Source organism: Streptosporangium heterodermiicola, from assembly GCF_051390675.1.
In the GTDB taxonomy this organism is placed as follows: Bacteria; Actinomycetota; Actinomycetes; order Streptosporangiales; family Streptosporangiaceae; genus Streptosporangium.
In genome coordinates this window covers 14,584-38,356 of record NZ_JBPJSR010000042.1, presented here as the reverse complement: position 1 = coordinate 38,356, position 23,773 = coordinate 14,584, and the positions used below count along the sequence as shown (strand labels likewise).

Below are 23,773 nucleotides of genomic sequence, written 5' to 3'. Positions count from 1 at the left end.
AGGACCCGCCCGCAGTCCCGCCGTACGCACCCCGCGCAGCCCCTGTCGGAGCGCCTGGCCACGATGGACCCGGAGCAGCTGCACGCCACGCTGGCCGATCTCGTCGCGGACCGGGTGGCGGCGGTGCTCGGGTTCGCCGACGGGTCGGCGATCGAGCCGCGACGCCAGTTCCAGGAGCTCGGCTTCGACTCCCTCACCGCGGTCGAGCTGCGCAACCAGCTCAACGCGGCGACCGGGCTGCGGCTCCCGGCCACGCTCATCTTCGACTACCCGAACCCCGGCGCGCTGACCCAGTTCGTCCTGGAGCAGCTCTTCCCGGCCGTGGCCGCCGCCGAGGCGACCCCGGCGCACAGCGACGCCGAGGTGCGCCAGTTCCTGACGACCATCCCCATCTCACGGCTGCGAGAGGCCGGGCTGCTGGACAGCCTGTTCCGCCTGGCCCGCCTCGAGGACCGCGACGCGAACAACCCGACCGAGGCCGAGGCGATCGACACCATGGACGCCGACCTCCTGATTCAACTCGCCCTCGAAGGCGGGGGTTCCTAGCCAAGGAAGTGATCATGAATCTGGTAACCAGCTGGACGACGCTCAAAGAATCCGACTCGGCAGATCTCGTCCTCTGCGTCGACTTCACGGGAACCGGCCGCGCCGAGGCCGGCTTCTCCGACCTGGTCGCCCGGATGGACCTCGACGCGACCTTCTGGCACGTCGTCCCACCGGGGCTGACGCCCGGCTCGGGCGTCGACGGGCCGGGCTACCTCGGCTCGTGGCTCACGTCGATCATGGCGAGTGGCCGGACCGTCAGCGCGGTCATGGGCTACTGCGTGGGCGCCGTCTACGCGGGGGAGCTCGTCGCCAGGCTCGCCGAGGTGCAGGAGCGGGCGCCCGCGCTCGTCATCTTCGATCCGGAGCCCATCACCCTGGAGAACATCTACTTCCAGTTCGGCAAGGTCTTCGACATCCTCTCCTCGATCCTCACGCTGGAGGACGTCGCCGTGACCCGGGAGGCGATGGACCGGCTGGTCCAGCAGGAGGGGATCACGATCGAGCGCTACGCCGAGCAGCTCTACGACACCTTCAGCCAGGTCGCCCACAACGCCTTCGAAAGGGTGGGGCTCGACGGGGAGTACGCCGAGGAGATGCTCGGCACGTTCAGCGCCTTCCTGTCCTACATGAGCCTGGCCGACCGGTTCGACCCGTGGGGCAACTGGCTGCGGGCCGTCGCGGTGAGCTCGTCCACCTCGCACAACGGGCTGAACAGGCTGCGCGACACCGCCGGCCCGCTGGTGGCCGAGGAACTCAGGTTCGAGGAGAGCCACGCGGAGCTTTTCAGATCCGACGAGGTCGCCCGGGCCGTTACCAAGGTACTGGAGAGATGACCATGAAGCAGATGCTGGGTGAGCGGGCCACACGCAAGGAGCAGGCGCTGTGGATGCTCGAAGAGCTCGTCCCCGGGACCGGGGTGAACAACCTGAGCGTGGCCTTCGGCGTGGCGGGAAGACTGCGGCGCCCTCTCGTCCTGGAGGCGATCAACCGCCTGCTGCACCGCCACGAGATCCTGCGGACGGTCTTCCGCGTCGAGGCCGAGGGGATGACGCGGCAGGTCCTGCCGGTCGAGGAGATCGACCTGCGGATCGAGGAGGGCGGTGACGGGGCCTCACGGCAGTGGCTGACGGGGTTCCTCGCCCGCCCGTTCCAGCCCGAGGGCGAGCCGCTGGTGCGGGCGGCGGTCATCGAGGAGGCGGAGGGCGAGCTCTACTGCCTGGCGGTCCACCACGCGGTCTTCGACGGGCTGTCCGCGGCGCTGCTGCTGAACGAGCTCGTCGCGCTCTACAACACCCTCGCGGCGGGAGGCGTGCCCGAGTCCACGGTCGTCCCGGCCTGGGAGGAGCCGGCCGCCGACCCGCGCAGCGCGGGCTTCTGGCGCGACAAGCTGGCCGGGTTCAGCGCCGCCGAGCTGGACCTGTGGTGCGAGAAGCCGGAGGCCTCCGAGACCACGCTCGCGGGCGACATCATCAACTGGGAGCTCTCTCCCGCCGCCCGCAAGGCGGCCAGGCAGATGCAGCGCGAGCTGCGCGCGCCGGAGTCGGTCATCCTCCTGGCGGCGTACGGCGTGCTGCTCGCCGCCCACGGCGCGGGCCCCGATCTCACCATCGGCTCGCCCGTCAGCGTCCGCCCGCCCGAGGCCGGCCTGGCCATCGGCTACCACATCAACGTCCTCACCCTGCGTACGCGGGTCGACTGGACGCAGAGCTTCCGCACGTACGCGCGCCTGACGCGCCGCACGTTCATGGAGGCGATGGCGCACGCCGACTATCCCGTCGACGACATGATGGAGCTCGTCTCGCGCGACGGCTGGCGCAACAACCTCTTCCGCCACACCTTCAACTACATCCCGGCCGACATCGGCGCCGAGTTCGTCCTGGACGGCATGCGGGCCGAGCAGGTGGTCGTCGAGAACGGCTACAGCAAGTTCGACCTGGAGTTCTTTGTCACCTCCACCCCTGAGGCGATCAAGATCAGGACTGCGTTCTGCGTGGACGTGCTCGACCGGGCCGACGTGGAGCTGCTGCTGGCCCGCTTCGACGAGATGCTCGTCACGCTGGCGGAACAGCCCGACAGGCCGCTCGGCGAGGCGCCCGTCTGGTGCTACCAGGACCGGGCGGCCATCGAGATGGCGAACGCCACGGAACGTACCGTGACGCCCGCGACCGTGCTGGAGATGATCGCCAATCGGGTGTCGAGCGCTCCCGCCGAGGACACCGCCGCGGTCCTCGACGGCGACCGCAGCGTCGGCATCCGCCGGCTGTGGGCCGCCGCCGAGGCCACCCGCGACCGGCTGGTGGCGGCCGGGGTCGGCTCGGGCGACGTCGTCGCGCTGCTCGCGCGGCGCGGCCCCGAGCTGGCCGCCTCGGCGATCGGCGTGTGGCTCGCCGGGGCGGCCTACCTGCCGCTCGAACCCGACCACCCCGAGCAGCGCCTCGACTACCAGCTCGGCGACTCCGGCGCCGCGGTGGTCCTCGCCGGTGAGGGGATCGTGGTGCCCGGCGACCGTACCGTGCTGCCCCTCGTCGCGGTCGAGTCGGTGAAGCCGGTGACCGGGAAGGTGCTGCCGTCCAGCCCCGTCGCGCCGGGAGACCGCGCGTACCTGATCTACACCAGCGGCTCCACCGGGCTGCCCAAGGGAACGCTGATCGACCACCGCGCCCTCGCCAACCTGATCGCGCACTTCGCGCACCAGCTGACGGTGGACGACGACGACACCGTGCTGTGGCTGACCACGTTCAGCTTCGACATCTCCGCCCTGGAGCTGTTCCTGCCCCTGACGACGGGCGCGCGGCTCGCCGTCGCGCCCGACGACGCCCGAACGCAGGGCGAGCCGCTCGCCGAGGCGCTGCTCCGCCACGACGTCTCCATCGTCCAGGCCACGCCGACCACCTGGCGGCTGGTCATCGACCAGGTCTCCGGGCTGCTGGCCGGGCGCCGCGTGCTGTGCGGCGGCGAGCCGATGCCCGCCGTACTGGCCAGGCAGCTCACCGTGACCGGGTGCGAGCTCTACAACGTGTACGGCCCGACCGAGACCACGATCTGGTCCACCGCCGGACGGATCGACCCCGCCGCCGACCGCGTCGACGTGGGCGTGCCGATCGCGAACACGAAGGTGTACGTGGCCGACCCCCACGGCCGCCCGCTGCCGGTCGGGACCCGCGGTGAGCTGTGCATCGCGGGCGACGGGCTGGCCGTCGGCTACCACGACCGCCCCGAGCTGACCTCGGAGCGGTTCGGCACGCACGCCTGGTACGGACGTTTCTACCGCACCGGCGACCTGGCCCAGTGGACCAGGGACGGCAGGCTGGAGATCCTCGGCAGGCTCGACCGCCAGATCAAGCTGCGCGGCAACCGGATCGAGCTCGCCGAGGTCGAGGGCGTGCTGCTCACCCACCCGGAGGTCCGGGCGGCGGCGGTCGTGGTCGTCGGCGACCCCAGCGCCGACGCGGTCCTGTGGGCGTTCGTGACGGCCCCCGGGAACCCCAAGGTGACCTCGGAACTGTGGGAGCACGCCAGCGCGTCGCTCCCCTACTCGGCGACACCGCAGGAGTACTTCGTCCTGGACTCCTTCCCGATGACCGGCAACGACAAGGTGGACTACCCGGCGCTGCGCAAGCTCGCCACCGAGCTGCGCGGCGTCGCGTCCGGCCCCGAGGAGGCCGACCTCGCGGTGAGCAGCGGCGACGAGCTGACCGACTCGCTGGTCCTGCTGTGGAAGGCGATGCTGAACCGTACCGACCTGGGCCCGGACAGCAACTTCTTCGCCCTGGGCGGGCACTCGCTGCTCGCCGTCAAGCTCCTCCAGGAGGTCAAGCGGGCGACGCAGATCCGGCTCAAGCTCAAGGACGTCTTCGAGGAGCCGACACCCGCGGGCCTGGCCCGCAGGCTGCACGCGAGCACCACCGGCTGACCTCACCGAACGCGAGCCGGCCGCGCTCATCAGACGCGGAGCCGGCCGAGCCGCACCAGCCGTGCGAGCCGGCCGGACCCGTCAGACACGACACGAAGATTGGGCTCTCGTTGTGATGGAAGAAACCGCGGTCGCCGCGTTGACGATGGAGTCGATGCGGGCGGACATCGCAGACCAGCTCGGCATCACCCCCTCCGAGGTCGGCGACGACGACGACCTGGTCGGTCTGGGCCTGGACTCGCTCCGGGCGATGCGGCTGGCCGGGCGCTGGCGGCGCGCGGGAGCCCGTATCGTCTTCGCCGAGCTGGCGCAGGAGCTCACGCTCACCGCCTGGTGGGCACTGGTCGGCTCGCGGCTGTCGGCGGCCGCCGTCCCGGCCGAACGGGTGCGGAGCGTGGACGAGACGGCCCCGTTCCCGCTCACCCCCGTGCAGCTGGCGTACTGGATCGGCCGCGCGGACGGCCAGGTCATCGGGGGCGTCGGCTGTCACGCCTACCTTGAGTTCGACGGCTTCGGCGTCGACCCGGCGAGGCTGGAACGGGCCGTGCGCGCCCTGATCGACCGGCACGGGATGCTGCGCGCGATCTTCCACGACGACGGCACGCAGCAGATCATGGACACCAGCCCGTGGCCGGGCCTGACCGTGCACGACCTGTCGGAGCTCGGCGAGGACGCCGCCGGGCAGGTGCGGGACCGGCTGTCGCACCGCCGGTTCGACGCCTCCCGCGGCGAGGTGTTCGACGTCCAGCTGTCGCTGCTGCCGGACGCCCGCTCCAGGGTCCACTTCGACGTGGACTTCCTCGTCGCCGACGTGCTCGGCCTCCAGATCCTGATGAAGGACCTGGCACGTCTCTACCTGGACCCCGGGAACCCGCCCGCGCCCCTGGCCTGCTCGTTCCCCCGATACCTCGCGGCGCGCGACGCGGAACGCTCCCGGGAGCACGCCAGGGACCGGGAGTACTGGCTCGGCCGCCTGCCCGACCTGCCCGGCGCGCCGCAGCTGCCGCTCGCGCTCGACCCCGGCCAGGTCGCGCGGCCCCGGTTCGTCCGGCGCGAGAGGTGGCTCTCCCTCACCGCGTGGCAGCGGGTCAGGGAACAGGCCCGCGCGCACGGGCTCACCCCGGCCATGGTGCTCGCCGCCGCCTACTGCGAGGTCCTCGCCGCCTGGAGCGGCGAGCCGCGGTTCCTCGTCAACGTGCCGCTGTTCGACCGCGACGAGACCGTCCACCCCGACGTGGCCGGCATGGTGGCCGACTTCACCAACCTGATCCTGCTGGCCGCCGACCTGTCCGAGGAGCTGCCGTTCGCGGAGCGCGCCAGGACGCTGCAGGCCAGGTTCCGCGCCGACGCCCGGCACACCGGCTACTCCGGCGTCGAGGTGCTCCGCGACCTCGCCCGCGACGGGGAGCACACGGGAGCGCCGGTCGTCTTCGCCTGCAACCTGGGCACCGAGCTGATCGTCCCCGCGGTCCGCGAGGCGTTCGGCGAGCCGGGGTGGACGATCACCCAGACGCCGCAGGTCTGGCTGGACAACCAGATCAACGAGTACGAGCACGGGCTCCACCTGGCGTGGGACGCGGTGGAGGAACTGTTCGCGCCGGGCGTGCTGGACGCGATGTTCGACGCGTACGGCCGGCTGCTGGAGTGGCTGTCGGAGGGCGACTGGTCGGCCCCGGCCCCGGTCGGCCTGCCGATGGAGCAGGAGTTCGTCCGCGAGCGGGTCAACGACACGGCCGGGCCGCTGCCCGAGAGCCTGCTGCACACGGGCTTCTTCTCCTGGGCCGGGCACGAGCCCGAGCGCACCGCGCTGATCTCGGACGGGAACCCCGTGACCTACGGGGAGCTGGCGGATCGGGCGTTGGGGGTCGCGGGGTTGTTGCGGGGCTGGGGTGTGGTGCCGGGTGAGGCGGTGGGGGTGGTGGTTCCCAAGGGTGTGGATCAGGTGGTCGCGGTGCTGGGGGTGCTGGCGGCGGGTGGTGTGTATGTGCCGGTGGGGGTGGATCAGCCTGCCGCTCGCCGGGAGTCGATCCTGTCCCGCGCCGGGGTGGCGCGGGTGCTGACCGGGGAGACGCTGGCGCAGGCGTCGCCGGAGAACCGGTTGGCGGCTCCGGTGGGGGTGTCACCAGACGAAACGGCTTATGTGATCTTCACGTCGGGTTCGACGGGGGTGCCCAAGGGTGTGGAGGTGTCGCATCGGGCGGCGTTGAACACGGTGGTGGATGTCAACGAGCGGCTGGGAGTGGGTTGCGGGGACCGGGTTTTGGCGGTCTCGGCGCTGGACTTCGACCTGTCGGTGTACGACGTGTTCGGGTTGTTGTCGGTCGGTGGCGCGGTGGTGCTGGTCGGGGAGGACGAGCGCAGGGATGCCCAGCGGTGGGCGCGGTTGTGCGTCACGCACGGGGTGACGATCTGGAACAGCGTCCCGACGCTGCTGGAGATGCTGCTCTCGGTCGTGGACCGGGTCCCACCGCGGTTGCGGGTGGCGCTGGTGTCGGGTGACTGGGTGGGCCTGGACCTGCAGGCTCGGTTGGCGACCGGCAGTGGCGGCCGGTGTCGGTTGGTGGCGTTGGGTGGTGCGACGGAGGCGGCGATCTGGTCGAACGTGTGGGAGGTGGCCCACGTCCCGGCGCACTGGACGTCGGTGCCCTATGGGTTCCCGTTGCGTAACCAGAAGTTCCGGGTGGTCGACGGCCGGGGCCGTGACTGCCCTGACTGGGTGGCCGGGGAGTTGTGGATCGGCGGCGCCGGGGTGGCCCTGGGCTACCGAGGCGACGAGGCGACGACGGCGGCGAAGTTCGTGCACTACGCCGGGCAGCGCTGGTACCGAACCGGGGACCTGGGCCGGTACTGGGCTGATGGAACCCTGGAGTTCCTGGGCCGGGCCGACCATCAGGTGAAGATCCGCGGCCACCGGCTGGAGCTCGGCGAGGTCGAAGCCGCTCTGGAAGCCTGCCCGTCGGTGACCCGCGCGGTCGCCGTCGCGGTAGGGGAGCGCCGTCAGCGTCGTCTGGCGGCGTTCGTCACCCCGGCAGACGCCGACCCCGACCAGGTCCGCGCCTTCCTGACCGACCGGCTCCCCGCCCACGCGATCCCGCCCACCATCACCCCTCTCGAACGGCTCCCTCTCACCCCCAACGGAAAGATCGACAGATCCGCCCTCGTCTCCCTCGTGGAGGACATCTCGGCGGTCGAGGTGGGCGAGCCGCCCACGGGCGCGGCCGAGATCCTGCTCGGCGAGATCTGGGCCGACCTGCTCGACCTGCCCAAGGTGCACCGCGCGGACAACTTCTTCGCCCTCGGCGGCGACTCGCTGCTCGCCACCCGCATGATCTCGCGGCTGCGGTCGGCGGGCGTCACCGACGCCAGGCTGACCCTGCTGTTCGACACGCCGGAACTCGCCGACTTCGCCGCGACCCTCACCCTGGACGAGACGCTCGTACCCACCAGGGTGCTGGGCGCCGACCTCGAACACCGCCACGACCCGTTCCCGCCGACGGAGGTGCAGCGCGCCTACTGGCTCGGCCGCGCCGAGCACTTCACGCTCGGCGGCGTCGGCTGCCACTTCTACACCGAGTTCGAGGGCGACATCGACCTCGACCGGCTGCAGGCCGCGTGGAACCTGCTGATCGAACGGCACGAGATGCTGCGCGCCGTCTTCGACGAGGAGGGGTTCCAGCGCGTCCTGCCCGAGGTGCCGCGCTTCACGATCACCATGGTCGACAGCGCCGAGCAGCTGCGCGAGCGGATGTCGCACCAGGTGTTCGACCCGGCCACCTGGCCGCTGTTCGACGCGCGGGCCGCGCGGCACGAGGGCCGTGTCCGGCTGGGGATCGGCTTCGACAACATCATCATGGACGCGTTGAGCACGATGGCCTTCTTCGCCGAGCTCGACCTCCTCTACCACGACCCCGCCACCGTGCTCCCGCCGCTGGAGGTGTCGTTCCGCGACTACGTGCTCGGGATGACCCCCGATCCCGCGATCTTCGAAGCGGCCAGGGAGTACTGGGGCGGGCGCCTGCCCGCGCTGCCCCCCGCGCCCCGGCTGCCGCTGCGCGTCGACCCGGCCATGATCGACCGGCCTCGGTTCGTCCGCCGCGAGGTCAGGATGGACGCCGAACGCTGGGGCCGCGTCTCCGAACTGGCCAGGAAGCACGACCTGACCGTCTCCACGGTGCTGGCGGCCGCCTTCGGCGAGATCCTCTCCACCTGGAGCGCCCAGCCGGAGCTGACGCTCAACCTCACGCTGTTCGACCGGCGCGAGGTGCACCCCGACATCCACCGCGTCCTCGGCGACTTCACCTCGCTGATGCTCGTCGGCTACCGGTCGGGATCCGGCTGGCTGGAGGGCACGCGCCGGCTGCAGGAGGAGGTCTGGCGCGGCCTGGAGCACGGCGAGGTCTCGGCCGTGTGGGTGATGCGCGAGCTTGCCAGACGGGCCGACTCGATCGAGATGACCATGCCCGTGGTGTTCACCAGCATGCTCGGCGTCACCGACGGCGGCACGCTCGGGCCCTCCTTCGCCGAGCAGGTCTGGGGGGTGTCGCAGACCCCGCAGGTCTGGCTGGACTACCAGGTGGCGGAGGTCGACGGTGAGCTGCTCGTCCGCTGGGACGCGGTGGAGGAACTGTTCGCGCCGGGCGTGCTGGACGCGATGTTCGACACGCACCTGAACCTGCTGGAGTGGCTGTCGGAGGGCGACTGGTCGGCTCCGGCCCCGGTCGGCCTGCCGATGGAGCAGGAACTCGTCCGCCGCCGGGCCAACGACACCGCCGGTCCCGTACCGGACGGCACCCTGCACGAGGCGTTCTTCGCCCGCGCCGCCACCGAGCCGCACCTGCCCGCCCTGATCTCCGACGCCGTCACGGTCACGTACGGGGAGCTGGCGGATCGGGCGTTGGGGGTCGCGGGGTTGTTGCGGGGCTGGGGTGTGGTGCCGGGTGAGGCGGTGGGGGTGGTGGTTCCCAAGGGTGTGGATCAGGTGGTCGCGGTGCTCGGCGTGCTGGCGGCCGGAGGTGTGTATGTGCCGGTGGGGGTGGATCAGCCTGCCGCTCGCCGGGAGTCGATCCTGTCCCGCGCCGGGGTGGCGCGGGTGCTGACCGAGGAGACGCTGGCGGAAGCGCGGTCCGGTGAGCGATTGACAGCCCCGGTGGGGGTGTCACCAGACGAAACGGCTTATGTGATCTTCACGTCGGGTTCGACGGGGGTGCCCAAGGGTGTGGAGGTGTCGCATCGGGCGGCGTTGAACACGGTGGTGGATGTCAACGAGCGGCTGGGGGTGGGCTGCGGGGACCGGGTTTTGGCGGTCTCGGCGCTGGACTTCGACCTGTCGGTGTACGACGTGTTCGGGTTGTTGTCGGTCGGTGGCGCGGTGGTGCTGGTCGGGGAGGACGAGCGCAGGGATGCCCAGCGGTGGGCGCGGTTGTGCGTCACGCACGGGGTGACGATCTGGAACAGCGTCCCGACGCTGCTGGAGATGCTGCTCTCGGTCGTGGACCGGGTCCCGCCGCGGTTGCGGGTGGCGCTGGTGTCGGGTGACTGGGTCGGATTGGACCTGCAGGCCCGGTTGGCGACCGGCAGTGGTGGCCGGTGTCGGTTGGTGGCGTTGGGTGGTGCGACGGAGGCGGCGATCTGGTCGAACGTGTGGGAGGTGGCCCACGTCCCGGCGCACTGGACGTCGGTGCCCTATGGGTTCCCGTTGCGTAACCAGAAGTTCCGGGTGGTCGACGGCCGGGGCCGTGACTGCCCTGACTGGGTGGCCGGGGAGTTGTGGATCGGCGGCGCCGGGGTGGCCCTGGGCTACCGAGGCGACGAGGCGACGACGGCGGCGAAGTTCGTGCACTACGCCGGGCAGCGCTGGTACCGAACCGGCGACCTGGGCCGGTACTGGGCTGATGGAACCCTGGAGTTCCTGGGCCGCGCCGACCACCAGGTGAAGATCCGCGGCCACCGGCTGGAGCTCGGCGAGGTCGAAGCCGCTCTGGAAGCCTGCCCGTCGGTGACCCGCGCGGTCGCCGTCGCGGTAGGGGAGCGCCGTCAGCGTCGTCTGGCGGCGTTCGTCACCCCGGCAGACGCCGACCCCGACCAGGTCCGCGCCTTCCTGACCGACCGGCTCCCCGCCCACGCGATCCCGCCCACCATCACCCCTCTCGAACGGCTCCCTCTCACCCCCAACGGAAAGATCGACAGATCCGCCCTCACGACCACCCTCGAACCCCCGCCCGACGACGATCCGCCACGGCCGGGAACGGAACAGCGGCTCGCCGAGATCTGGGCGGAGCTCCTGGAGATCCCGCTACCGGGCCGCAACCAGGGCTTCTTCACCCTGGGAGGCGACTCGCTGCTCGCCACCCGCTTCGCGGAGGTCGCCAGGCGGCGGCTCGGCGTGGAGGTGACCCTGCGGCACTTCTTCGCCGCCCCCACCATCGCGGACTGCGCCCTGTCCATCGACGACGACCATGACACGGAAGAGGGCGAGCTGTGACCCAGGCCCAGGCACCCGCCGTACGCGGACTGATCGCCGACATGGAGTCGGCGGGGATCAGATTGTGGGAGGAGGAGGGACGGCTCAGGTTCCGCGCCCCCAAGGGGGCGTTGACCGAGGACCGGCGCGCGGCCCTGCTGAGCGCCAAACCGGAGATCATCGAGCAGCTGCGCCGCGAGACCGCGTCGGAGACCGTGCGGCCGGAGCCGGAACGGCGCCTGGACCCCTTCCCGCTCACCGACGTCCAGCAGGCGTACCTGGTCGGACGCAACGACGCGTTCGGCTACGGCGGCGTCGCCTGCCACGGCTACGTCGAGGTCGCCTTCGACGAGCTCGACGCGGACCGCGTCCAGGCCGCCTGGCGGACCCTGATCGGCCGCCACGACATGCTCCGCGCCGTGATCCATCCGGACGGTCACCAGAACGTCCAGGCGGAGGTCCCCGGCTACGACGTCCAGGTGGCCGACCTTCGCGGTGCCGACCCCGAGGAGGGCCTCGCCGCGATCCGCGAGGAGATGGCGCACAAGGTCTACCCGCCGGGCGCCTGGCCGCTGTTCGAGCTGCGGATCACCCACACCGACGGCGCGGCGCTGCTGCACGCCTCGATCGACCTGCTCATCGCCGACTACGTCAGCATCCAGCTGCTCCTCGCCGAGCTGCACCTGTTGCTCGACGACCCGGAGGCCGTCCTGCCGCCGGTGCCGCTGAGCTTCCGCGACTGCGTGCTCGGCCTGCGCTCCCAGCGCGAGAGCAGCCGGTACGACCGGGACCGCGCCTACTGGTGGGCCAGGATCGACGACCTGCCCCCCGCCCCCGAGCTGCCCGCGCTCGGCCAGGACGCGGGCGCCAGGTTCACCCGCTGGGAGGCCACGCTGGAGCCGGGCGAATGGGCGCGCCTCCGCACCCGTGCGAGCGCGGCGGGCGTCACCCCCTCGCAGGCCGTGCTGGCCGCCTACGCCGAGGTCGTCGGACGGTGGAGCCGCAGGCCCCGGTTCACGCTCAACCTGACGCTGCTCGACCGGCCGCCGCTGCATCCGCAGATCGACGAGGTAGTGGGCGACTTCACCTCGCTCGACCTCCTCGCCGTCGACACCGCGCCGGACGCCCCGTTCGCCGCCCGCGCCGCCGTCATCGGCGAGCAGCTCTTCACCGACCTGGAACACCGCCGCTGCGGCGGCATGGAGGTGATCCGCGAGCTGGCCCGCAAGCGGGGCAGGGCCGCCGCCCTGATGCCCGTGGTGTTCACCAGCGCCATCGGCATCGGCCAGGACGAGGCCGAGCGCGGCATGCCGGTGTACGGCATCAGCCAGACACCCCAGGTGTGGATCGACTGCCAGGTCAAGGAGTACGGCGGAGCGCTGCTGGTCAACTGGGACGTCCGCGAGGGAGTGTTCCCCGACGGCCTCGTGGACGACATGTTCGCCGCGTTCACCGGCCTCCTCGGCCGCCTGACCGGGGAGGAGGCGTGGGCGTCCGCGTCCCCCGTCGAGCTGCCCGGCATCCAGACGCGCCGCCGCGACCACGTCAACGACACCGTCGCGCCGCTCCCGTACGGCCTGCTGCACGACGAGGTCGTGGCCCAGGCCGGGCGCACCCCCGAACGGACCGCCGTCGTCGGCGACCGTTCGCTGACCTACGGCGAGCTGCTGGCACGGGCGTCGGGGGTCTCGCGGGCGTTGCGCGAGGCGGGGCACGCGCCGGGCGAGATCGTCGCCGTGGTGATGGACAAGGGCGTCGAGCAGGTCGTGGCGGTGCTGGGCACGCTGCTGGCCGGTGGCGTGTACCTCCCGGTCGACACCGGCCAGCCGCCGGGCAGGCGCGACCGCATCCTCGCCGACGCCTCGGCGCGCCTGGTGCTCACCCAGTCCTGGCGGGCCGAGGACGGCTGGATCGCGGTCGACACCCTGCCGCCCGCGCCCCCGGGCCCGGCGGTCGGGCGGGATCCGGACGAGCCCGCCTACGTCATCTACACCTCCGGTTCGACCGGGACGCCCAAGGGCGTGGTGATCAGCCACCGGGCGGCGCGCAACACCGTCGACGACATCAGCGCCCGTTTCGGTATCGGCGCGGAGGACCGGGTGCTCGGCCTGGCGAACCTCGGCTTCGACCTGTCGGTCTACGACATCTTCGGCCCCCTCGCCACCGGCGCCGCCCTCGTGCTGCCCGACGCGCTGCGCAGGGGAGATCCCTCCCACTGGGCCGCGCTCGTCGCCGAGCACGGGATCACGGTCTGGAACTCGGTGCCCGCGCAGCTGCAGATGCTGGAGCACTATCTCGACGCGGAACCGCAGGTGGAGCTGCCCGCGCTGCGGCTCGCCCTGCTCTCCGGCGACTGGATCCCGGTGGCGCTGCCCGGCCGGATCCGGCGGCGGCTGCCCGGCCTGGAGCTGGTCGGCCTGGGCGGGGCGACCGAGGCCGCGATCTGGTCGATCTATCACCCCATCGGCGAGGACCTGCCCGGCTGGCCCAGCGTCCCGTACGGCAGGCCGCTCGCCAACCAGGGCTTCCACGTCTACGACGCGAGCATGCGGCCGAGCCCCGACTGGGTGCCCGGGGAGCTGTACATCGGCGGCGCGGGCGTGGCGCTGGGCTATCTCGGCGACGAGGCCAGGACGGCCGAGCGGTTCGTCCACCATCGCGGCGAGCGCCTCTACCGCACCGGCGACCTGGGCCGGTACCGGCCCGACGGGAACATCGAGTTCCTCGGCAGGGAGGACTCCCAGGTCAAGATCCGGGGCCACCGCATCGAGCTCGCCGAGGTCGAGGCCCACCTGCAGTCCCACCCGGCCGTCGCCGCGGGCACCGTGATCGTCGACGGTGACCGCGGTCTCGACCGGCGGCTGATCGCCTTCGCGCAGGCCGCTCCCAAGCAGGCCGCTCCCAAGCAGGCCACCCCCGAGCAGCGGGAGGACGCGATACCGGACGTCGGCGCGGCGGCGAAGGAGGCGGCGGACGCGGCGACTGCCGGTGTCGACCTGCCACGGGTGATCGCGGTGGCCGAGACGCTCGACGAGATCGCCCTCGCGTCGATGGCGGCCGCGCTGCGCGCCTCGGGCCTGTTCGCCCACGAGGACGACGAGCACGACAGGCACGACGAACACGACAGGCACGACGAGGACGACAGGCACGACGGGCACAACAGGCACGACGGGCACGAGGTGGCCGAGATCCTGGAGGTCGCGCGCGTCAAGCCCGACCACCACCGGCTGGTCCGCCGCTGGCTCACCGCGCTGTGCGAGCACGGCCTGCTCGACCTCGACGCGGCGGGCCGGTACCGGAACCTGCGTACCGGCGCCGACCTGGACGCGCTCTGGCGCCGGGTCGGCGAGCTGGCGGACGGGCTCGACTACGGCGCCGAGCTGATCGGGTTCCTGCGCGTCAGCACCACGCACCTGCCCGAGCTGATGCGCGGCGAGCTCGACGCGCGCGACCTGCTCTTCCCCGAGGCGGGGGTGGAGACGGCCGAGGGGGCGTACAAGGACAACGTCCTCAGCCGCTACGTCAACCGCGTCGTCCGGGCCGTGATCGGCCGGGTGGCGGAGGAGCACACCGCCGGGCCGCTGCGCGTGCTGGAGGCGGGGGCGGGCGTGGGCGGCACCAGCGCCGAGCTCATCCCCGAACTGGCCGGTCACCGGGTCGACTACCTCTTCACCGACCTGTCCAGGTTCTTCCTCACCCGGGCGGCCGAACGGTTCGCCGACCACCCCTGGGTGCGCTACGGCCTGTTCGACATCAACGCGGACTACCGCGACCAGGGCTACGAGCCCAACTCCTTCGAGGTCATCCTCTGCGCCAACGTCCTGCACAACGCCCACGACGCGGGCGTGGTCCTGGACAGGTTCCGCGAGCTGCTCGTGCCGGGCGGCTGGCTGGTGTTCATCGAGACCACCCGGGAGCACGTGCAGATCATGAGCTCGATGGAGTTCCTGATGAGCCCGCGCGACTACGACGACGTGCGGCGCGGGCGCGACCGCACGTTCATCACCCGCGAGGAGTGGATCGACCTGCTGGCCGGGGCCGGGGCGGAGACCCTGGCCTGCCTGCCCGAGCCCGCAGACCCGCTGGCGCCGCTGGGCCAGTGCGTCGTCGCCGCCCGCTTCCCCGCCGACCGCGAGCACGTCGACCTCGCCGAGCTGCGGGCGTTCCTGGCCGAACGGCTGCCCGACTACATGATCCCGTCCCACATCCAGGTGGTCGACGAGCTGCCGCTCACCGAGAACGGCAAGATCGACAGGACCACGCTGGCCACCCTGCTCCCACGAGCCGCAGGGGAGGCGGCACCCGAGGGCGAGGAACCGCGCGACGACCTGGAACGGCGGCTCGCGGCGCTCTGGGCGGAGCTGCTCGGCCTCCCGCGCGTCGGCCGCGACCAGGACTTCTTCGCGCTGGGCGGCGACTCCCTGCTGGTCACCCGGCTCGCCGGGCGGGTCCGCGAGGAGCTGCCGGAGGCGGGCAACTTCTACTGGGACAGCCTCGTCCGCCAGCTGGTCAACCAGCCGACCGTCGCGGCGCTGGCCGCCCACCTCCGCCAGGCGCGCGAGGACCGCGACCACGGGCTCACCCGCACGCACACCAGCTCGCTGGTGCGCCTGTCGGAGGGCGAGGGGACGGCCCGCGTGCTGGTCCACGACGGCACCGGGACCCTCACCCCCTACCGGGCCCTCACCGCCGAACTCGCGGGCACGCCGCTGTTCGGCCTCGCGATCGACGACGCCGAACGCTATCTGGAGCTGGACCCCGACACGGCGGCCGAGACGCTGGCCGGATCCTACGCGCGGCTCCTGCTCAAGGAGGGCGTGACGCGCGCGCGGATCGTCGGCTACTGCATGGGCGGGCTGATCGCCACCGAGCTCGCCCGCCAGCTCACCGAGAGCGGCGCGGTCGTCGAGGACCTCACCGTCATCAGCAGCTCGCGCTTCCCCTACCGGATCACCGACGAGCTCATGCTGGAGTACGGCTTCGCCCAGGCGTGCGGCGTCGACCCGGTCCGGCTCGGCTATCCCGGCGGGGACCTGGCCAGGGCGCTGCACGCCGTACAGGAAGGCTCGCCGGGGGAGGTGCGCGAGGGGAGCTTGGCCGCGCTCGCGGACGATCCCGACCCCGGGCTCGCGGAGATCGGCCGCCGCTTCGCCGCGCTCGCCCTGCCCCCGCACCCGGAACGGCTCGCCGCCCTCGCCCGAGAGCTCGGGCAGCCGCCCGAGCGGGTGGAACCCGCCTACCGGGTGTTCAGGCAGAGCTTCGCGGCCGTCACCCACTACGACCCCGAGCCCTACGCCGGGGACATCACGTTCCTGCGCCAGCGCGGCGTCACCAACGTCGTGCCGACCCTCCAGGACGACATGACCGAATTCTGGCGGGAACTCTGCCTGGGCCGGCTCACCGTCATCGACGTGGCCGGCGACCACTTCAGCTGCCTCGACCAGGAGCGCGCCCCCGGCGTGGCGCGGCTGATCACCGGAGGCTCGGCGTGATCGGGATCGTCGGGGGGTACGGCGCGGTCGGCGGCGCGGCGGCGCGGCTGCTCGCCGGTCACGGCGTCCGCGTCGGCGGGCGCGACGTGGAGGCGGCCCGCCGGTTCGTCGGCGAGGAGCTGGGCGGGCGCGGCGAGGCCTGGGAGGTGGACGCCTACGACGAGGCCGCCCTGGCCAGGTTCTGCCGGGGCTGCACGGTCGTGGTCAACTGCGCGGGACCCTCCTACCTGCTGCTCGACCGGGTGGCGCGCGCCGCGTTCCTCGCCGGGGCCGACTACGTGGACGCGGCGGGTGACGGCCCGGCGTTCGCGGGGCTCGCGGGCACGGGCACGGCCGGGGCCACGGCGGTGCTCTCCGCCGGGATGCTGCCCGGCCTCACCGGGCTGCTGCCGCGCCACCTCGCGCGGTTTGCCGGAGCGGGCCCGCACCGGCTCGACGTGTACACCGGCGGCCTCGACCGGCTCACCCCCGCCGCCGCCGGGGACGTCCTGCTGAGCGGCCGGGGAGACCACGGCGAGGCGCTGGCCGCCTGGCGCGGCGGCGCCACGGTCTCGCGGGCGCTGTCCCCGGCGTACGGCGTCGAGCTGCCCTACTTCCACGGGCCGGTCACCGCCTACCCCTTCCTCGGCACCGAGGCGGCGCGGGTGGCCGGGGAGCTGGGGCTGGAGGAGGCGCGCTGGTACAACGTCATCACCGGTGACCGCGTGATGGCCGCGATGAGCGCGGCGGTCTCGCCGGCCGACCTGATACGCGTCGCCGAGCTCGAACTGGCCGGGCGCACCCCTTACTACGTCCTGCTCTTCCAGCTCAGCGGCCCCGGCGGCACCCGCACGATGGCGCTGCGGGCGGACGACTCCTACGAGCTCACCGCGGCGGTCGTGGCGCACGCGACGGAGGCCGTGCTGCGCGGTGACGTCGAGGCCGGGCTCCACCACGCCGACGAGGTGCTCGACCCGGCCAGGGTGCTGGCCGACCTGGAACCGGTGGCCAAGATCGAGCTCTCCGACGACATCCCGAGGATCGACCTGGCCGCGCCCGCGTTCGAGGAGGGCGCGCTGTGAGGCGGGTCGTGGTCCGCGGGACGGAAGAGGAGGGCGCGTTGTGAAGCGGGTCGTGGTCTGCGGGACGGGGTTCGGCCAGATCTACCTGTCGGCCCTGGAGGACGGGCCGTTCGAGCTGACGGGCATCCTGGCCCGGGGGAGCGCCAGGTCCGCCGGATACGCCAGGGCGTACGGCGTGCCGCTGCTCACCGACCCCGACCAGGTGCCCGAACTGGCCGACCTGGCCTGCGTCGTCGTACGCTCCGGGGTCGTCGGAGGAGAGGGCAGCGAGCTGGCCGGGGCGCTCCTGGCGCGTGGCGTCCACGTGCTCCAGGAACACCCGCTGCACGCGGACGAGCTGGCCCGGTGCCTGCGCGCCGCGCGGGCCGCGTCGGTGGTCCACCACGTGAACACGCTCTACGTGCACCTGGACCCGGTACGCCGGTTCGTCGAGGCCGCCCGCCGGTTGTGCGAGCTGCAGAAGCCCCTCTACGTCGACGCCGCCTGCAGCGTCCACGTCGCGTACGCCCTGTTCGACATCCTCGGCCGGGCGCTGGGCGGGCTGCGGCCGTGGGCGTTCGGCCCGGTGGCGCGGGGGACGCCGTTCAGCTGCCTCACCGGCACGATCGGCGGGGTGCCGCTCACCCTGCGGGTGCAGAACCAGATCGCCCCCAACGACCCCGACGCCCACCTGCACCTGCTGCACCGCGTCACGCTGGGCACGGAGGGCGGCAACCTCACGCTGGTCAACACGCACGGGCCGATCGTGTGGAGCCCCCGCATGTACGTCGGCCGCGACGCCGACGACCGATTCGACCTTGAGGAGGACCACCTCCGCCTGCCGAGCGCCACGCTCCTCGGACCAGCACAGGCACCGACATTTCAGGAAATCGTCGGATCATTGTGGCCGAGTGGCGTCCGACGTGCGCTGACCGACCTGCGCCAGGCCGCGGAGGGGGTCGCCGGGGAAGGCGCCGGCCCGCTGCGGCAGGGCCAGTACTACCTGACGCTCAGCCGCCTCTGGCTGGACGCCACCGCCGCGCTCGGCCGCCCCGAGCTGCTGGTCCAGGCCGCACCCCGCCCCCTTTCCGCAGCGGAGATCTCATGAGCTGGTTCCACTGCTACCAACCCAGGCCACGGTCGGGACTGCGGCTGTTCTGCTTCCCGCACGCCGGCGGTTCCGCGAACTTCTACCGCTCCTGGCACCACACCCTGCCCCCGGCCGTCGAGGTGCGGGCCGTGCAGTACCCGGGACGCGCCGACCGGCGCGCCGACCCGCTGATCGACGACGCCCACCACATCGCCAAGCTCGTCACCGACGCGATGGCACCCCTCCTCGACCGGCCGGTCGCGCTGTTCGGGCACAGCATGGGAGCCCTCATCGCCTACGAGGTGGCGCGCGAGCTGGAGGCGCGCGGCCGGGGCGTGACGCACCTGTTCGCCTCCGGCCGGCACGCGCCGCACGACCACCGGCCCGGCGAGGCCCACACCACCGACGACGACCTCGTCTCCGACCTGGTACGCCTCGGCGGCGTGGCGGAGGAGCACCTCGCGGACCCGGTGATCAGAGAGCTGACGCTGCCGGTGGTCCGCAACGACTACCGGGCCGACGAGACCTACCGGCACCGCCCCGGCGGCCCGCTGCGCTGTCCCGTCACCGCGATCCTCGGCGACCGCGATCCCGAGGTGACCCCGGAACAGGCCGCGCGGTGGAGCGAGCTGACCGGCGACCGGTTCGCCACCCAGGTGCTGGACGGCGACCACTTCTACCTCGTGCCACGACGAACAGAAGTGGTCGCCCACGTGCTCCGTGCCGTCTCCATGGCCTGGCCCTCCACACCGTAAGGAACGCCTCGACTTCCTCCCCGCGGCCATGGCCGCGGGCCCCCCACGCTGGAGGTATTCGACGATGGAACACGAGCTCATGAGGATCCTCACCGGCGGATGGGTGGCGGAGGCGACCTTCGCCGCCGTCCGGCTCGGCGTCGCCGACACGCTCGCGGGGCGCCGCCTGTACCCCTGCGAGATCGCGGAGAGGGTCGGCGCGCACCCCGGCTCGCTCGGCCGGCTGCTCCGCCTGCTCGCGGGGGTCGGCCTGGCCGACGCCGACGAGGACGGCAGGTACGGCCTCACCCCGATGGGCGCCATGCTGGGCCGCGACAGGCTGGGCCCGCTCGTCACCCTCTACGGCGAGGACTACTTCGGCGCCGCGTGGCAGGGGCTGCAGCACACCCTGCGCACCGGTGAGACGGCCTTCGAGCACGTCTTCGGCGAGCCGGTCTTCGCGCACCTGACGGGCGCCCCCGGCAGGGCCTCCGTCTTCAACGCCGGGATGGCGGCCGGCGCCGCGTTCTTCCGCGAGGTCCCCCTGGCGCACGACTTCTCCGGCGCCAGGACCGTGGTGGACCTGGCGGGCGGCACCGGCGCCCTGCTCGGTACCGTCCTGCGGGACCACCCGCAGGCCCGGGGCATCCTGTTCGACGTGCCCGAGGTCGTCGCGAACGCGCCCGCGCACCTGGAACGGATGGAGGTGCTGGACAGGTGCGAGCTGGTCGGCGGCGACCTGTTCGAGTCCGTCCCGGAGGGCGGGGACGTCTACCTGCTCTCCCGGATCCTGCACGACTGGGACGACGACCGGTGCGTCCGGCTGCTGCGCAACTGCGCCGGGGCGATGGCGCCGGGGGCGGAACTGCTGGTCATCGAACGCGTCGTCTCCGCGGACACCCACCTGCCGCTCGCCTACGACCTGCACATGATGGTGATGACCGGCGGGCGGGAGCGGACCGAGGAGGAGTACCGGACGCTGCTGGAGAGCGCGGACCTGCTCCCCGGCAAGCTGGTCGACCTCCCCCTCGGGATGCGGATGCTCACCGCGACCCGCTGATCCCTCGAAACAGGCCGATCCCTCGAAACAGCAGATCCCTCAGAACAGGCTGACCCCTCAGAACAGGCAGACCCCTCAGAACAGGCAGATCCCTCAGAACAGGCTGACCCCTCGAAACAGCAGATCCCTCAGAACAGGCAGATCCCTCGGAACGGCAAGAGAAGCGAAAGGCCGCGGTCCTGTCGGGACCGCGGCCTTCGGCTTCTCGGCGCGGGTCAGACCACCGCGGGCACCCGGACGACCTCGACGCTGCCCTGGCCGCCGTCGACCCGGATCAGGTCGCCGTCCCGGATCAGCATGGTGGCGTTCCTGGTGCCGACGACGGCCGGGATGCCCAGCTCGCGCGCCACGATGGCCGCGTGCGACAGCGGCGCGCCGACGTCGGTGACCACCGCGGCGGCACGCGGGAACAGGAGCGTCCAGCCCACGTTGGTCACGGTCGTCACCAGGATCTCGCCCTCCGCGAGCCGGTCGCCGTCCGCCACGGAGGTGATCACCCGGGCGACGCCCTCGACCACGCCCGCCGCGCCGGGGAAGCCGCTGATGGTCCGCGAGGGCGGCGCCGCCGTCGCGCCGGCGTCGAACACGTCGCCGCGCCGGTTCGGGTCGGCCGCCCACCGCTCGGGGTCGAACCTGCCCCGGATGATGCCCGGGTACGGCGGGAGCGCCCTGTACAGCTCGTAGGTCGTCCGGCGCTTGGCCACCTGCGAGAGCGGCCTGCGCGTGCCGCGCAGCACGTCCAGGACCTCCCCGATCGTCAGGAAGAACAGGTCGTCGCCGTGCCCGGTCACCTCGCCGGCCCGCACGACGAAGTCGCGCACCATCCAGAAGCCGCGCATCATCTCCGAGCGGGTCTCCTCGCGGGCGCGGACGATCTCCTCCCAGCGGTCGATCTTGCGGCGGAACTTCTCCGCCTGCCTCGGGTACCGCTCGCGGAACCTGCGCCACGCGTCGTCGCTCGCCTCGTCCTGGCGGGTCAGCAGCTCGGCCGGGTCGACCGTGAGCCCGGCGATCTGCCTGTCGAGCCAGGCCGGGTCCTCCACCGGCCGGGCCACGGAGACCTCGAACTCGTCCGGGCCCCGGTGGCCGTACCTGCGGACGTACTCCTCGCGGGAGATCTCGCCGCGCTTGAGGCGCGCCAGGCCGAGCAGCGGGCCGAGGCTCTCCAGCCGGCCGTCCGCGGCCTGGATGCCGGACATCAGCACGGCGGCGTCGGCCTCCCCGACGAGCTTGGTCAGCTGCGAGCCGAGGTAGATGAGCGAGCCGGCGTCCTGGCGGGCGGCGGCGGCGAGCATGCGGTTGCACTCGCGGAACCTCGGCTCCACCTCGCTCTCCCACAGCGCGGCGAGGTCGGCGCCGGTGGCGGTCCCGGCGATCCTGGCGCGGATCGCCTCGGTGGTCCGGGGGGCGGACGCGATGTACTCGGGGATATGGCCCACCAGCTGCTGGATGGCGCGGCGGCCCCCCAGGAGCGGCTTGGCCGCCTTGAGGGTCTGCCAGCGCGACATCGGCAGCAGCGGCGTCTCGACCCCCTCCGGCAGCCGCCCGTACACCGGCTCCTGGGTGTCCCTGATCTTCTTGGTCATGCCCAGGGCCCTGCCGAGGGAGGCGGTCAGGCTCATGTTCATGTAGACCCGGCCGCCGATGTTGCCGCACTGGGGGTGGCCGCCGAGGTGCCCGGCGACCATGATCTCGTCGATGAACGCCTGCACGAGCGACCAGGTGCACGGCGTCATCACGCTGGGGATCGCCTCGCCCAGGTTGCCGTTGGTCCACAGGTAGTCGCCCTTGAGCGAGTCGTTCCACACCTCGCGCTGCCCGGTGATGGGCCTGGCCTGCAGGATGTACGGCCGGCCCTCGTGGATGGCCCACTCGACGTCCACGGCGTGGCCGTACAGCTCCTCGATCGTCATGCCCAGCTCGGCGAGCCGCACGGCCTGCGCCCGCGACAGCACTGGCAGGTCGCGGCCGGTCTCCGGCACCGGCACCTCGCGGGTGCCCTCGGGCACGCGGACGGTCATCACGGTCTTGGCCGCGATGTGCTCCTCGACGACCGAGTGGTCGGCGCGGTCGAGCGTGATCGTGTCGGGCGTGACCAGCCCGCCGACGATCGCCTCGCCCAGGCCCCACGCGGCGTTGATGCTCAGGTGGTCGCGGTCCTCGGTGAACATCACGCCCGCCGCGTCGGCGGGCACGAGCTCCTGGACGACGACGGCGAGGGCCACCTCGTCGTGGGGGACGCCGTTGCGCTCGCGGTAGGCGATGGCCCGCTCGGTCCACAGCGAGGCCCAGCAGCGCCTGACCGCGTCCAGCACCCGCTCGGCGCCGCGGATGTTGAGGTAGGTGTCCTGCTGCCCGGCGAACGACATCCCGGGCAGGTCCTCCGCGGTCGCCGACGACCGTACGGCCACCGCGGGCTCGTCGCCCAGCTCGTGGTAGGCGGCCCGGATGTCGTCGGCGATGTCCTGGGGCACCTCGTGGGCGGCGAACAGGGCGGCGGTCTCCGCCGCGTCGCAGGACAGGATCCGTTCCCGCAGGTCGTGGTGGGTGACGAAGGCGCGGTAGGCGGCGGTGGTGACGTGGAAGCCCGGCGGTACCGGAAGCCCGGCACGGGCCAGGCGGGCGAGCGACTCGCCCTTGCCTCCGACGTTCGCCAGTTCGGTACGAGGGTCGGCCAGCGCAAGCGTGTTCATGGACCATCTCCATTCGTCCCAGGGGGTGTCCACTCGCATGAACAGGGCAGACACTGTTCACGCTACGGATCACCGGACGAGGCGGCCCACCCCTAGGCGCCCTTGTCAGGTCTCGGAGGCCCGCTTGATGAGCCCGGTCTCGTAGGCCGCGGCCACCGCCGAGGCGCGGTCCTTCACCCCGAGCTTGGCGAAGATGTGCAGCAGGTGCGTCTTCACCGTCGCCTCGGTGATGAACAGCTTCGCGGCGGCCTCGCGGTTGGTGGCGCCGCGGGCGATCAGCCCGAGCACCTCCAGCTCCCGGCGGCTCAGCGTCTGCTGCTCGGGCGCGCGCACCTTCTGCATGAGCAGCCCGGCCACGGTGGGGGAGAGCACCGTCTCGCCCCGGGCGGCCGCCTGCGCGGCGCGGAGCAGCTCGACGCGCGGGGTGTCCTTGAGCAGGTAACCGGTGGCGCCCTGCTCGATGGCGGGCAGCACGTCCGCGTCGTTGTCGAACGTGGTCAGCACCAGCACCTTGATGTCCGGTGTCTGCTCGCGCAGCCGGCGGATCAGCTCGGTGCCGCTCATCTTCGGCATCCGCAGGTCCATCAGCACGAGATCGGGGTTGGTCTGGCGTGTCAGGACGAGAGCCTCCGGCCCGTCGGCCGCCTCGCCGACGACCTCGAAGGCCTCGTCGGTGGAGAAGATCTCGCGCAACCCGTCGCGGACGACCGGGTGATCGTCCACGACGATGATACGAATCGGCATG

At 72.4% G+C, this 23,773-nt stretch carries 11 protein-coding genes; 9 read left to right on the top strand and 2 right to left on the bottom strand.

The features are described from left to right. The 9 genes from ACSC1Q_RS41495 to ACSC1Q_RS41455 all read left to right on the top strand — a co-directional run. The coding region (locus tag ACSC1Q_RS41495) for an acyl carrier protein (protein ID WP_436764239.1) at positions 1–546 on the top strand (546 nt) is incomplete at its 5' end. A 14-nt stretch (positions 547–560) separates the two neighbouring features. Further along, the gene (locus ACSC1Q_RS41490; protein WP_436764238.1) at positions 561–1,379 is read left to right on the top strand and encodes a hypothetical protein; all 819 of its coding nucleotides are present in this window, start codon (positions 561–563) and stop codon (positions 1,377–1,379) included. Next, a complete protein-coding gene (locus tag ACSC1Q_RS41485) occupies positions 1,376–4,459 on the top strand; it encodes a non-ribosomal peptide synthetase (RefSeq protein ID WP_436764237.1) in 3,084 nt (1,027 codons plus the stop codon). Before ACSC1Q_RS41490 ends, ACSC1Q_RS41485 begins: the two co-directional genes overlap by 4 nt. 115 nt (positions 4,460–4,574) lie before the next feature. Further along, positions 4,575–10,940: a non-ribosomal peptide synthetase gene (locus ACSC1Q_RS41480; protein ID WP_436764236.1), complete on the top strand. Its 6,366-nt coding sequence runs from the start codon at positions 4,575–4,577 to the stop codon at positions 10,938–10,940. Next, a complete protein-coding gene (locus ACSC1Q_RS41475; protein ID WP_436764235.1) occupies positions 10,937–16,411 on the top strand; it encodes a non-ribosomal peptide synthetase in 5,475 nt (1,824 codons plus the stop codon). Before ACSC1Q_RS41480 ends, ACSC1Q_RS41475 begins: the two co-directional genes overlap by 4 nt. Beyond that, complete coding sequence (locus ACSC1Q_RS41470; RefSeq protein WP_436764234.1) at positions 16,408–17,472, top strand: saccharopine dehydrogenase NADP-binding domain-containing protein; 1,065 nt, start codon at positions 16,408–16,410, stop codon at positions 17,470–17,472. Before ACSC1Q_RS41475 ends, ACSC1Q_RS41470 begins: the two co-directional genes overlap by 4 nt. 40 nt (positions 17,473–17,512) lie before the next feature. Further along, positions 17,513–18,559, top strand: a complete 1,047-nt coding sequence (locus ACSC1Q_RS41465) for a Gfo/Idh/MocA family oxidoreductase (RefSeq protein ID WP_436764233.1) — start codon at positions 17,513–17,515, stop codon at positions 18,557–18,559. Continuing rightward, positions 18,556–19,296, top strand: a complete 741-nt coding sequence (locus ACSC1Q_RS41460) for a thioesterase II family protein (protein ID WP_436764232.1) — start codon at positions 18,556–18,558, stop codon at positions 19,294–19,296. Before ACSC1Q_RS41465 ends, ACSC1Q_RS41460 begins: the two co-directional genes overlap by 4 nt. A 64-nt stretch (positions 19,297–19,360) precedes the next feature. Next, entirely contained in the window at positions 19,361–20,335 is a 975-nt protein-coding gene (locus tag ACSC1Q_RS41455; protein ID WP_436764231.1) for a methyltransferase, read from the top strand. Between the two features lie 215 nt (positions 20,336–20,550). Here the strand turns inward: ACSC1Q_RS41455 and ACSC1Q_RS41450 are convergent, their stop codons facing one another. Next, positions 20,551–23,028, bottom strand: a complete 2,478-nt coding sequence (locus ACSC1Q_RS41450; protein WP_436764230.1) for a PEP/pyruvate-binding domain-containing protein — start codon at positions 23,026–23,028, stop codon at positions 20,551–20,553. A gap of 105 nt (positions 23,029–23,133) precedes the next feature. Next, positions 23,134–23,772, bottom strand: coding sequence for a response regulator (locus tag ACSC1Q_RS41445; RefSeq protein WP_344747665.1), 639 nt, complete (start codon positions 23,770–23,772; stop codon positions 23,134–23,136). Between the last annotated feature and the right edge of the window lies 1 nt (position 23,773).

Excerpts from the sequence above, each read along its gene's own strand:
- ACSC1Q_RS41490 (WP_436764238.1), top strand. The coding sequence starts at position 561 with ATGAATCTGGTAACCAGCTGGACGACGCTCAAAGAATCCGACTCGGCA.
- ACSC1Q_RS41485 (WP_436764237.1), top strand. The coding sequence starts at position 1,376 with ATGACCATGAAGCAGATGCTGGGTGAGCGGGCCACACGCAAGGAGCAG.
- ACSC1Q_RS41480 (WP_436764236.1), top strand. The coding sequence starts at position 4,575 with ATGGAAGAAACCGCGGTCGCCGCGTTGACGATGGAGTCGATGCGGGCG.
- ACSC1Q_RS41460 (WP_436764232.1), top strand. The coding sequence starts at position 18,556 with ATGAGCTGGTTCCACTGCTACCAACCCAGGCCACGGTCGGGACTGCGG.
- ACSC1Q_RS41455 (WP_436764231.1), top strand. The coding sequence starts at position 19,361 with ATGGAACACGAGCTCATGAGGATCCTCACCGGCGGATGGGTGGCGGAG.
- ACSC1Q_RS41450 (WP_436764230.1), bottom strand. The coding sequence starts at position 23,028 with ATGAACACGCTTGCGCTGGCCGACCCTCGTACCGAACTGGCGAACGTC.
- ACSC1Q_RS41445 (WP_344747665.1), bottom strand. The coding sequence starts at position 23,772 with ATGCCGATTCGTATCATCGTCGTGGACGATCACCCGGTCGTCCGCGAC.